Origin of the sequence: Nocardioides sp. URHA0020, assembly GCF_000620705.1 — a bacterium.
Classification (GTDB): domain Bacteria; phylum Actinomycetota; class Actinomycetes; order Propionibacteriales; family Nocardioidaceae; genus Nocardioides.
On the sequence record NZ_KK211166.1, the window covers coordinates 477683 to 488275 of the forward strand.

Annotated in this window: 13 protein-coding genes; 6 read left to right on the forward strand and 7 right to left on the reverse strand. The window is 72.5% G+C overall.

Annotation, left to right across the window (positions count from 1 at the left end; genetic code table 11):
* Positions 1 to 43: 43 nt before the first annotated feature.
* Positions 44 to 685: a pyridoxamine 5'-phosphate oxidase gene (gene pdxH, locus N542_RS0106805; protein ID WP_028643283.1), complete on the reverse strand. Its 642-nt coding sequence runs from the start codon at positions 683 to 685 to the stop codon at positions 44 to 46.
* A gap of 79 nt (positions 686 to 764) precedes the next feature.
* Between pdxH and N542_RS0106810 the strand changes: the two genes are divergently transcribed.
* On the forward strand, positions 765 to 1871 hold the full coding sequence (locus tag N542_RS0106810) for a citrate synthase 2 (protein ID WP_028643284.1): 1107 nt from the start codon (positions 765 to 767) through the stop codon (positions 1869 to 1871).
* Positions 1868 to 2719 carry an SDR family NAD(P)-dependent oxidoreductase gene (locus N542_RS0106815; RefSeq protein WP_197025883.1) on the forward strand — a complete coding sequence of 284 codons (852 nt, stop codon included), beginning with the start codon at positions 1868 to 1870 and terminating at the stop codon, positions 2717 to 2719. Before N542_RS0106810 ends, N542_RS0106815 begins: the two co-directional genes overlap by 4 nt.
* Here the strand turns inward: N542_RS0106815 and N542_RS0106820 are convergent.
* Entirely contained in the window at positions 2716 to 3801 is a 1086-nt protein-coding gene (locus tag N542_RS0106820; protein WP_028643286.1) for an NAD(P)H-dependent amine dehydrogenase family protein, read from the reverse strand. The genes N542_RS0106815 and N542_RS0106820 overlap by 4 nt on opposite strands.
* A gap of 63 nt (positions 3802 to 3864) precedes the next feature.
* Here N542_RS0106820 and N542_RS0106825 point away from each other — a divergent pair, with 63 nt between their 5' ends.
* Entirely contained in the window at positions 3865 to 4602 is a 738-nt protein-coding gene (locus tag N542_RS0106825; RefSeq protein ID WP_028643287.1) for a glucose 1-dehydrogenase, read from the forward strand.
* 17 nt (positions 4603 to 4619) lie between these two features.
* Here the strand turns inward: N542_RS0106825 and N542_RS0106830 are convergent, their stop codons facing one another.
* A complete protein-coding gene (locus N542_RS0106830; protein ID WP_028643288.1) occupies positions 4620 to 5183 on the reverse strand; it encodes a hypothetical protein in 564 nt (187 codons plus the stop codon).
* A gap of 17 nt (positions 5184 to 5200) precedes the next feature.
* Complete coding sequence (locus N542_RS23735; protein WP_036506610.1) at positions 5201 to 5794, reverse strand: hypothetical protein; 594 nt, start codon at positions 5792 to 5794, stop codon at positions 5201 to 5203.
* Between the two features lie 23 nt (positions 5795 to 5817).
* Between N542_RS23735 and N542_RS0106840 the strand changes: the two genes are divergently transcribed.
* Positions 5818 to 6414 (forward strand): class I SAM-dependent methyltransferase, encoded by a 597-nt coding sequence (locus tag N542_RS0106840; RefSeq protein WP_028643289.1) that lies wholly within the window; start codon positions 5818 to 5820, stop codon positions 6412 to 6414.
* Here N542_RS0106840 and N542_RS0106845 read toward each other — a convergent pair.
* Positions 6384 to 6866: a GNAT family N-acetyltransferase gene (locus N542_RS0106845; RefSeq protein ID WP_231482498.1), complete on the reverse strand. Its 483-nt coding sequence runs from the start codon at positions 6864 to 6866 to the stop codon at positions 6384 to 6386. The genes N542_RS0106840 and N542_RS0106845 overlap by 31 nt on opposite strands.
* Positions 6867 to 6913: 47 nt before the next feature.
* On the opposite strand from N542_RS0106845, the gene serC reads away from it, so the two are divergent.
* Positions 6914 to 8035: a phosphoserine transaminase gene (serC, locus tag N542_RS0106850; protein ID WP_028643291.1), complete on the forward strand. Its 1122-nt coding sequence runs from the start codon at positions 6914 to 6916 to the stop codon at positions 8033 to 8035.
* Between the two features lie 240 nt (positions 8036 to 8275).
* Positions 8276 to 8905 (forward strand): VOC family protein, encoded by a 630-nt coding sequence (locus N542_RS0106855; protein WP_028643292.1) that lies wholly within the window; start codon positions 8276 to 8278, stop codon positions 8903 to 8905.
* Positions 8906 to 8915: 10 nt separating this feature from the next.
* On the opposite strand, the gene N542_RS0106860 is transcribed toward N542_RS0106855, so the two are convergent.
* Both N542_RS0106860 and N542_RS0106865 read right to left on the reverse strand, forming a co-directional pair.
* Positions 8916 to 10151, reverse strand: a complete 1236-nt coding sequence (locus N542_RS0106860) for an RNA polymerase sigma factor (protein WP_028643293.1) — start codon at positions 10149 to 10151, stop codon at positions 8916 to 8918.
* Positions 10152 to 10164: 13 nt separating this feature from the next.
* Entirely contained in the window at positions 10165 to 10584 is a 420-nt protein-coding gene (locus tag N542_RS0106865; RefSeq protein WP_028643294.1) for a YciI family protein, read from the reverse strand.
* Positions 10585 to 10593 lie beyond the last annotated feature (9 nt).

The following is a 10593-nucleotide window of genomic DNA, read 5'->3' on the forward strand; positions in this document are numbered from 1 at the left end:
GTGAGTGAGCACTCACTCACAAGCCCCTTTCCCGAGCAGCGCCCTAGGGGGCCAGCCGCTCCGTCACCCACCCGGTCGGCGTACGGCGGTAGACGAGCCGGTCGTGCAGGCGCGACGTGCGCCCCTGCCAGAACTCCACGACCTCGGGGCGTACGACGTACCCGCCCCACTCCTCGGGGGTCGGCACGTCGTCCGGGTAGCGGGCGTCGGCGTCGGCGTACGCCGCCTCGAGCTCCGCGCGTCCCGACACCACCTGGGACTGGTGCGAGGCGACGGCCCCGAGCTGGGAGCCGTGCGGACGGCTGGAGAAGTAGGCCTCGACGTCGGCGCGCGGGAGCGGGCTCGCGACGCCGTCGACGCGGACCTGGCGCTCCAGCACGTGCCAGGGCAGCAGCAGGGCGCACCGCGGGTTGGCCGCGAGCTCGGACCCCTTGCGGGACGCGGTGTTGGTGAAGAAGACGAAGCCGTCGGCGGAGACGCCCTTGAGCAGCACCATCCGCGAGGACGGCGCTCCGTCGGGGCCGACCGTGCTGACCACCATCGCGTTGGCGTCGTGGTGGATCGCCGCGTGCGCCTCGCCCATCCAGCGCTCGAACATCGCGAACGGGTCGGCCGCGAGATCCGACTCGTCGAGGCCGTCGCGGGCGTAGTCCTCGCGCAGGGCGGAGAGGTCGAGAGGAGCCATGCCCTCGACCCTAGTCGCGGCCCGGGTGCACAATGCGGGGCGGCGCCTGACGCCCGTCAACTTCGACCTGAGGAGCCCGATGACCGAGGTACACCACGGACTGGAGGGCGTCGTCGCCTTCGAGACGCAGATCGCGGAGCCCGACAAGGAGGGCTCGGCGCTGCGCTACCGCGGCGTGGACATCGAGGACATCGTCGGCCGGGTCCCGTTCGAGAACGTGTGGGGGCTGCTCATCGACGGCAGCTACACCCCCGGCCTCTCCCCCGCCGAGCCCTACAACCTCCCGGTCCACACCGGCGACGTACGCGTCGACGTGCAGGCGGCGGTCGCGATGCTCGCACCGGCCTTCGGCTTCGGCCAGACCTACGACATCAGCGACGAGCAGGCCCGCGAGGACCTCGGCCGGGTGGCCGTCATGGTCCTGTCGTACGCCGCGCAGTCGGCCCGCGGGCTCCACCAGGCCGTCGTGCCGCAGCGGCTCGTCGACGAGGGTCGGACCCTCGCGGAGAAGTTCCTGATCCGCTGGAAGGGCGAGGCGGATCCCAAGCACGTCAAGGCGATCGACGCCTACTGGAGCTCGGCGGCCGAGCACGGCATGAACGCCTCGACCTTCACCGCCCGGGTGATCACCTCGACCGGCGCGGACGTCGCGGCCGCCTTCTCCGGCGCGATCGGGGCGATGAGCGGACCGCTGCACGGCGGCGCCCCCTCGCGCGTGCTCGGCATGATCGAGGAGGTCGAGAAGCGCGACGGTGACGCGACGTCGTACGTCAAGGAGCTGCTCGACAGCGGCGAGCGGCTGATGGGCTTCGGCCACCGCGTCTACCGCGCCGAGGACCCGCGCGCCCGGGTGCTGCGTCGTACGGCGAAGGAGCTGGACGCCCCGCGCTACGCCGTCGCCGAGGCACTGGAGCAGGCGGCGCTCGCCGAGCTCCGCGAACGCCGGCCCGACCGGGTGCTCGAGACCAACGTGGAGTTCTGGGCCGCGATCGTGCTCGACTTCGCGGAGGTGCCCGCGCACATGTTCACCTCGATGTTCACCTGCGCGCGCACGGGCGGCTGGTCGGCGCACATCCTCGAGCAGAAGACGACCGGCCGCCTGATCCGGCCGTCCGCGATCTACACCGGCCCGGCCTCGCGCCCGGCCTCGGCCGTTGACGGGTGGCGGTCCGAGTGGGACGTGTGAGGGCCGACGTCGACGCGCACTTCGCCGGCAGGACGGCGATCGTCACCGGTGCGGGCTCGGGCATCGGAGCCGCCCTGACCCGGGCGCTGGTCGCGGCCGGCGCCGAGGTGGTCTGCGCCGACCTCGACGAGGTCGCCGCGTCACGCACCGTCACGTCCGTCACCGGCCCGGGCACCGCGAGGGCCGCCGCCCTCGACGTCACCGACGCCGCGGCGGTGCAGGCGCTGGTGGACTCCGTCGACCCGGACCTGCTCTTCAACAACGCCGGCATCACCTTCGGCGGCGAGACGGAGGACCTGACGCTCGCGCAGTGGAACGCGATCATCGACGTCAACATCCGCGGTGTCGTGCACGGTGTCGCGGCGGCGTACCCGCGCATGGTCCGCCGCGGCTCGGGACAGATCGTCAACACCGCGTCGATGGGTGGGCTGATGGCGGCCGGGCTGATCACGTCGTACGTCATGACGAAGCACGCCGTGGTGGGCCTCTCCCTCGCGCTGCGCACGGAGGCGGCGGCCAAGGGCGTCGGCGTCACGGTCGTCTGCCCGGCCGCGGTGGACACCCCGATCCTCGACAAGGGCTACATCGGCAAGTTCCACGGCCGCGACTTCTACCTCAAGGGCCAGGGCGTCCGGCACCCGCTGGACCCGGACGTGTTCGCCGCCGAGGTGCTGCAGACCGTCGCCGACGACCGGGCCATGCTCGTCACGCCCCGTCCGGCGCGGATCGCGTGGCGGCTGGGCCGCTTCTTCCCGGGCTTCGTGCAGAAGCAGGCGATCGGGTTCGTCGCCAAGCAGCGCCGGCTGCAGGACAAGCGGGCGAGGAAGGCGCTGAAGGCGGCCGCCTAGGAAACTGCCGGCGCGGCGTACGTCCCGCGGCCGGTCGGCAGCGGCAGGTCGAGCGTCGTCCGGATGCCGGGGGCGGCCGCGCGGACGTCCGGGATGGCGTTCACGATCCGGCCGCAGGCGGCGACGATCGCGGCGTGGTTGTGGTCGCCGTGCTCGCTGCTGGGCACCACGTCGACGACGTACGACGGCTCCCCGGTGATCTCGACCCGGTAGGAGCCGCCGCCGGCGGACGGGCGGGCCCAGTCGGGTCGCAGGTCGTCGCGGGTGCGGGTGACGTGCTCGACGACGATCGCCGGGTGACCACCGACCATGCCGCTGATCGAGAAGTGCAGCGCCGCGATCGTGCCCTTCTCGATCCGCCCGGCGGCGATGTCGTAGGACTCCGGCGCCGGCTCCGCCTCCCAGAACTCGACGATCTCGTCGACCTCGATGCCGAGGCCGGCGGCCATCATCCGGATCGCGGTGCCCCAGGCGAGCCCGAGGACGCCGGGCAGGAAGAGCAGCGGCGTGGAGTCGACGGGGCTGCCGAAGCCCATCAGGTCGAACATCACCTCGGTGCCGTCGTACGTCGCGTAGTCGGCCAGCTCGTAGCAGGTGATCTGCTCGACGCGCTGGCAGGTGCTGGCCAGCGCGAGCGGCACCAGGTCGCTGGCGAAGCCGGGGTCGACGCCGGTGATGTAGACCGACGCGCCGCCCGCCTGCGCCGACGCCTCGACCTTGTCCAGCACGGCCTGCGGCATGGTGCCCCACGGGTACTGCAGCGTGCCGGGAGCCGAGCCCACCACGTCGATGCCGGCCTCGAGCAGCCTGCGTACGTCGTTGGTCGCCTCGCGCGGACGGGTGTCGCCCATCGCGCAGTAGACGACGCACTGCGGGCCGGCCGCGATCAGCGCGTCCAGGTCACCGACGGCCGCGATCCCGGTGACCGTGTCCACACCCGCCAGCTCACCCGCGTCCCTGCCGACCTTCTCCGGCGTCGACGTCGAGACGGCCACCAGCTCGAACCGGTCGTCGGCGATGAGCTGGCGCAGCGTGAGCCTGCCGGCGTTGCCGGTGCTCACCTGGGCGACGCGGATCGACATGCGGTTCTCCCTCGAACTGGAACGTGTTCTACCCGACGGGAAACTAAGTTATCGTCCCGACGCATGGGACGTGTAGACGGCAAGGTCGCGCTGATCAGCGGCGGGGCACGCAACATCGGCGGCGCCAGCGCCCGGCTGCTGGTGGCCGAGGGAGCGAAGGTCGTCATCGGCGACCTGCTCGACGACGAGGGTGCCGCCTTGGCCGAGGAGCTCGGCGACGCCGCGCGCTACATCCACCTCGACGTGACCGACGCCGACGACTGGAGGCGCGCGGTCGCCCACACCGTCGAGGAGTTCGGTGGGCTCCACGTCCTCTTCAACAACGCCGGCATCTTCAACGGCGGCCAGCTCCAGCGCTACCAGCAGGAGCTGTGGCAGCAGATGCTCGACGTCAACCTGACCGGGCCGTTCCTCGGCACCCGCGCAGCCGCCGATGCCATGATCGCGTCGGGCGGCGGCTCGATCATCAACACCTCGTCGATCGAGGGCCTCCGGGGCACACCGTGGGCGCACGGGTACGTCGCCTCGAAGTGGGGACTGACCGGCCTGACGAAGTCCACGGCCCTCGAGCTCGCGCCGCACGGCATCCGCGTCAACTCGCTGCACCCCGGCCGGATCAGCACGCCCGCCACCGACGCGATGCCGGTCGACCTCATCCCGATCCCGCTCGGCCGCCCCGGCCTGCCCGAGGAGGTCGCCGCGTTCGTGCTCTTCCTCGCCAGCGACGAGTCGTCGTTCGCCACCGGGGCCGAGTTCGTCGTCGACGGCGGGACCGTCACCGCGATCCCGACCAAGGTCTAGCCCGATCCAGCCGTCGGTCAGAGGCGCGTGGCGTAGAAGCTGGTGCGGCCCAGGGCGCCGCGCTTGCTCAGCGAGACGTGCACGTGGTCGCGGTGCCGCAGGGTCTTCGAGCACTTCTTCCGGGTCCGGCAGCTCGAGGAGAGGTACGGCTCGGGCCGGAACCCGTTCCACGCGGGATACATCCGGTCGTTCCAGATGACGTACATGATGCCCATCCGGCGAGCGCGGGCATCGAGGTTGCCATGCGCGTCCGCCGCGAAGAGGCTGCGCAGCAGGCGCGTGACCCGTCGTCGGTCGGCCGGCTTGCGCACGTTCGCCGACCAGTCGAAGGCGCGCCCGGTCTGGTGCTCCGAGGTCACCCGTCGGTGCTTGCCGCACGCCCGCGCGGTGCCGACGTAGCCGCCGCCGTAGTGGTGCGTGACCCAGCGGCCGAGGTACGCCGTACCGCGGAACGGCTTGGGGTGGCACGTCACCGGTTCGTCGTACGACGCGTAGCCCTCGATCGGCCGCGCGGCGTCGGCCGGCGGGAGCAGGGTGAGCGAGAGCAGCAGGGCGGCAAGGCCCGAGACGAGGAGGCGCACGATCGATCACGATAGGTCTAGACCAGTGTCCGCGTGGTCCTTTCGAGGTAAGCCACCCCTCGGGGTGAGACCTCGTAGCCGACGTCGAAGCTGCGGGTGAGCCCGAGGTTCTTGAGCTTGCGCACGTCGATCTTGAACGGGTCGCGCTCCCGCCCCAGCTCGGCCGCCAGGTCTGGCGCACGGGTGTGCGGTCGGCGCCGGATGATGTCGAGCGTCGCCATCGTCCACGGGCCGTGGCTGCTGGCGCGGTCCAGCCGCTCGAGCCGGGCGTCGATCACGGCGACCTCCTCGTCGCTCAGGTCCGCGCTCTCGCGCAGGGCGACGCGCGGGTCCGGCCCGGCCCAGCTCAGGATGACGCGGTACGTCGCCAGGTCGCCCTCCACCTTGTCGAGCTGGCGGCGCAGCCGAGCGGCGTCGGGCCAGCCCGCAGCGGCGGCCTCCTCGTCGGTGATCGTGTCCGGATCGACCACCTCGACCTCGTCGACGCGGACCACGCCGGCGACGGTGACGAAGGTCGCGCCGACCGCGACGTCCTGCTTGCGCCATCGTCGGAAGGCCAGCGTGACCGTGCCGTCGGCGACGCCGTGAGCCACCGTGGGTGGGAGCAGCATGCGGGTCAGCCTAGGGTCGGATGATGACCTCTCGGGACGCAGAGCTCTGGGACGACCAGGCCGCCACCTTCGACGACGAGCCCGACCACGGCCTGCGCGACCCCCTCGTGCGCGACGCGTGGCGCAGCCTGATGATCTCCGTGCTGCCGCCGGTCCCGGCCCGGGTCGCCGACCTCGGCTGCGGCACGGGGACGCTGTCGATGCTGCTCGCGGAGCTCGGGTACGCCGTCGACGGGATCGACTTCTCGCCGGAGATGGTCCGGCGCGCGACGGCCAAGGCGGGGTCCTACCCGAGCACCAGCTTCGCCATCGGCGACGCCGGCGCGCCCGCGCTGCCGGAGGGCGCGTACGACGTCGTCCTGTGCCGCCACGTGCTGTGGGCCCTGCCGGAGCGGGCGACCGTGCTCGAGCGGTGGGTCCGGCTGCTGGGTCCGGACGGTCGACTGGTCCTGGTCGAGGGCTCGTGGTCCACCGGGGCGGGGCTGACCACCGCCGAGACCGTCGCGCTGGTCGAGGGCGCCGGTCGCGCCGCCGACCCCCGTCGGCTCGACGACCCGGCGTACTGGGGCGGGCCGGTCGGCGACGAGCGCTACGTGGTCATCGGCAGGCGCTTGCCGTAGCAGCGCGAGACGGGCTCGTCCTTGTAGTGGCCGAACGCCGGGACGTCCACGTAGCCGCTCGACGTGTAGAGGGCGATGGCCTCCGGCTGCCGGGTGCCGGTCTCGAGCACCATGGCCTCCGCTCCGTGCGCGAGCGCGTCGGCCTCGAGGTGGGCCAGCATCAGTCGCGCCAGGCCACGTCCGCGGCCGGTCGGGGCGACGTACATCCGCTTGATCTCGGCGGTCCTCGTCGTCCCGAGCGCCTCGACGGTGGTCCGCCGCCACGCCCCGGTCGCGAGCGCCTCGCCCTCGGCGTACCCCACGAAGAAGCTGCCGCTCGGCGGCTCGAACATCAGGGGGTCCAACGGCGTCTCGTCGGGCCCGCCGTAGCGGACGACGTACTCCGCCTGGACCTCGGCGATCAGGCGCATCGCGTCGTGGTGGCCGTAGCCGACGCGGTGGATGCTCATCATCTGTCATTTCCTCGGGTGTCGATGGCGCGGCTGACAGAATAGGGACCGTGACCGACGCCCTCGAGATCCCCTCCGACCTGCTGCCCTCCGACGGTCGGTTCGGCGCCGGTCCGTCGAAGATCCAGCCGGCCCACCTCGATGCGCTGGCCGCGACGGGGACCTCGCTGATGGGCACCTCGCACCGCCAGGCGCCGGTGCGTGCGCTGGTCGGCCGCGTGCGCTCGGGCCTCGCCGACCTCTTCTCGCTGCCCGAGGGCTACGAGGTGGTGCTCGGCAACGGTGGCGCCACCGCGTTCTGGGACGTGGCGACCTTCGGGTTGATCGAGCAGCGGAGCCAGCACCTGTCCTTCGGGGAGTTCTCGGCCAAGTTCGCGTCCGCGGCCGAGGCGGCCCCGTGGCTGTCCTCGCCGTCGGTGATCAAGGCCGACCCCGGATCGCTTCCCGTGGCGGTCGCGGAGGACGGCGTCGACGTCTACGCCTGGGCCCACAACGAGACCTCGACGGCCGTGATGGCGCCCGTCGTACGCCCCACCGGAGCGTCGCCCGACTCGCTGGTGCTGATCGATGCGACCTCCGGCGCCGGCGGCCTGCCCGTCGACCTCGGCGAGACCGACGTCTACTACTTCGCACCGCAGAAGAGCTTCGCCTCCGACGGCGGGCTGTGGCTCGCGACCATGTCGCCGACCGCGCTCGAGCGCGCCGCCGCGATCGCCGCGACGGACCGGCACATCCCGGCGTTCTTCGACCTGCCGACCGCGATCTCGAACTCCGCCCTCAACCAGACCTACAACACCCCGGCCCTCGCCACGCTCTTCCTGATGGCCGAGCAGCTCGACTGGATGAACGGCCAGGGCGGCCTGTCCGCGATGGTCGCGCGCACCACCGCCTCCTCCGACCACCTCTACACGTGGGCCGAGAAGTCGCCGTACGCCTTCCCGTACGTCGCCGACCCCGCCCACCGCTCGCTGGTGATCGGCACGATCGACTTCGAGGAGCCGATCGACGCCGCCCGCATCGCCGCCGTGCTGCGCGCCAACGGGATCGTCGACACCGAGCCCTACCGCAAGCTCGGCCGCAACCAGCTGCGGATCGCGATGTACCCCGCCGTCGATCCCGCCGACGTCGAGGCCCTGACCGCCTGCATCGACTGGGTCATCGACCGCCTCTGACCCGCCTCGGTGGTCGAGGTGCGAGGAGCCCCGGTGGTTGAGGTGCGAGGAGCCCCGGTGGTTGAGGTGCGAGGAGCGCCAGCTCCGAGCCTCGAAACCACCCCAGCGCCCCGGTGGTTGAGGTGCGAGGAGCGCCAGCTCCGAGCCTCGAAACCACCTGACCGAACCCCAACAGGCCGCAGGCCGTCGGCCCGAGCGCCACACCCCGGCCACGTCGCAGGTCCTGGCTACGGTGAATCCATGCACCTCGAGAACCTCGTCATCGACGCCCTCGAGCCCCAGCGCCTGGGCACCTTCTGGGAGGAGCTGCTCGGCACCGAGCGGCTGACCGACGAGCCCGACATCGTCGAGACCCGCCTCGCGATCGAGGACGGGCCGCTGCTCGACCTGTGCTTCCAGCAGGTCCCCGAGCCCGTGTCGGTGCGGCCGCGGCTCCACGTCGGCGTGACCAGCCAGGGCTCCGCGACCCGCACCGACCCGGAGGGCAACCCCTACCAGGAGCAGGCGGCGTACGCCGGTGCCGGTCCACTCGCGGCGCTCTCGCTCGACTCGGCCGACCCCGACCGGGATGCGGACTTCTGGTCCTGGCTGACCGGCTGGACCCCGGTCGCGGCGAGGACCCTGCGCCACCCGTCGCGGCGAGGCCCGGTCCTCGAGCTCCGCTCCGAGGCCGCCCCCAAAGGCACGACCAAGAACCGCATGCACCTCGACGTCCGACTGGAGCCCGGCGAGGACGCCGACGACGTCGCGGCGAGCATCCTCGAGCGCGGCGGCAACCGGCTCCGTCGCCCGGAGTGGGGAGAGCTGCCGTGGCGGTCGTACGTCGATCCGTCGGGCAACGAGTTCTGCGTACTCCCGGCCAGCTCCTGAGAGCAGCCCGTCACCGGGCCGGCAACGAGGCGATCTTGCGCTCGAGCACCCGACGCTCGGGCTCGCTGCCACACAGGCGTACGGCGGCCTCGAGCTCGTCGCGGGCCTCGTCGGTGCGGCCGAGCCTGGTCAGCAGCTCGCCGCGGACGGTCGGCAGCAGGTGGGAGCCGGCGAGCGCCCCCGCCGAGGCGAGCCGGTCGACGATCGGCAGCGCGGCCGAGGGACCGTCGGCCATCGACACCGCCACCGCTCGGTTGAGGTCGACGACCGGCGACGGCATCAGCCGGCCCAGCGCCTCGTAGAGCACGACCACGCGGTCCCAGTCCGTCGCCGACACCGAGGGCGCGACCGCGTGGCACTCCGCGATCGCCGCCTGGACGCCGTACGCCCCCAGGCCCCGGCCGACCCGGCCGGCCTGCGCGAGGGCGGCGCGGCCACGCACGATCGCCGACCGGTCCCAGCGCCGGCGGTCCTGGTCCTCGAGCAGCACCGGGGCGCCGTCGCCGTCGAGACGCGCGGGGAAGCGGGCGGCCGTCAGCTCGAGCAGCGCCAGCAGACCGTACGTCTCGGGCTCGGGCATCAGCCGCGCGAGCATCCGGGCCTGCCGGATCGCCTCCCGGGCCAGGTCCGGGCGGATCAGCGCGCTGCCGGCGCTCGCCGACGAGCCCTCCGTGAAGATCAGGTAGACCACGCTCAGCACCGATCCCAGCCGCTCGCGACGCTCGTCGGCCGGGGGCACCTCGAACGGCACCCGGGCCGCTGCCAGCGTCTTCTTCGCCCGGGTGATCCGGGCCTGCACGGTGGCGGTCGGCACCAGGAACCCGCGGGCGATCTCGTCGCTGGTCAGGCCGCCGACCACGCGCAGGGTGAGGGCGACCTGCGCCTGCCGCGACAGGGCCGGGTGGCACGAGATGAACATCAGTGCGAGCACGTCGTCCTCGATGCGATCGGGATCCCACGCGAGGTCCTCGGCCTCGTCGGTCTGGTGCGCGATGGCGGCGTACCGCTGGTCGAGCGCCGACCTCCGCCGGGCCGCGTCGATGGCCCTCCGCCGGGCGGCGGTCAGCAGCCACCCGGCCGGATTGGCCGGTACGCCGTCGCGCGGCCAGGTCACCAGCGCCAGCGCGAGCGCCTCGTGCGCGACGTCCTCGGCCAGCGCGAAGTCGCCGGTGTAGCGGGCCAGGGAGCCGACGATGTGGGCGGACTCGATGCGCCACACCGCCTCGACCTCCCGGCGCACGCTCACCCCGCGACTCCGGTCACAGCTGACCGTTGGCCTCCCGCCAGGCCCGCTCCCTCTGGACCCACGGGTTGTCCTGCGGGAACTCGTCGATGCCGGGCACGCGGCGGATCTCGGTCTTGATGCCCGGCCTGGTCATCGGCAGCCGCTTGGCCCACTCGACGGCCTCCTCCTTCGAGGCCACGTCGAGGATGTAGTAGCCGCCGAAGAGCTCCTTCGTCTCGCCGTACGGCCCGTCCGTGACGACCGGAGGCGTCGAGGAGTAGTCCACGACGACGCCCTCCTCGGCCGCGTCGAGGCCCTCGGCCGCGACCAGCACGCCGGATGAGATCAGCTCGTCGTTGAAGCGGCCCATCGCCTCGAGCATGTCCTCGAACTTCACGTCGGCGAAGGACGCCACCGCCTCGTCGTCGCCCCGCATGATCAGCATGTACTTCATGTGTCCGCC

Bases quoted from the DNA above. Each gene is read 5' to 3' on its own strand.
- N542_RS0106820 (WP_028643286.1), bottom strand. From the start codon at position 3,801: ATGTCGATCCGCGTCGCCCAGGTGAGCACCGGCAACGCCGGCAGGCTC.
- N542_RS0106840 (WP_028643289.1), top strand. From the start codon at position 5,818: ATGACCTCTCGGGACGCAGAGCTCTGGGACGACCAGGCCGCCACCTTC.
- N542_RS0106810 (WP_028643284.1), top strand. From the start codon at position 765: ATGACCGAGGTACACCACGGACTGGAGGGCGTCGTCGCCTTCGAGACG.
- N542_RS0106855 (WP_028643292.1), top strand. From the start codon at position 8,276: ATGCACCTCGAGAACCTCGTCATCGACGCCCTCGAGCCCCAGCGCCTG.
- N542_RS0106825 (WP_028643287.1), top strand. From the start codon at position 3,865: ATGGGACGTGTAGACGGCAAGGTCGCGCTGATCAGCGGCGGGGCACGC.
- N542_RS0106845 (WP_231482498.1), bottom strand. From the start codon at position 6,866: ATGATGAGCATCCACCGCGTCGGCTACGGCCACCACGACGCGATGCGC.
- pdxH (WP_028643283.1), bottom strand. From the start codon at position 685: ATGGCTCCTCTCGACCTCTCCGCCCTGCGCGAGGACTACGCCCGCGAC.
- N542_RS0106865 (WP_028643294.1), bottom strand. From the start codon at position 10,584: ATGAAGTACATGCTGATCATGCGGGGCGACGACGAGGCGGTGGCGTCC.
- N542_RS23735 (WP_036506610.1), bottom strand. From the start codon at position 5,794: ATGCTGCTCCCACCCACGGTGGCTCACGGCGTCGCCGACGGCACGGTC.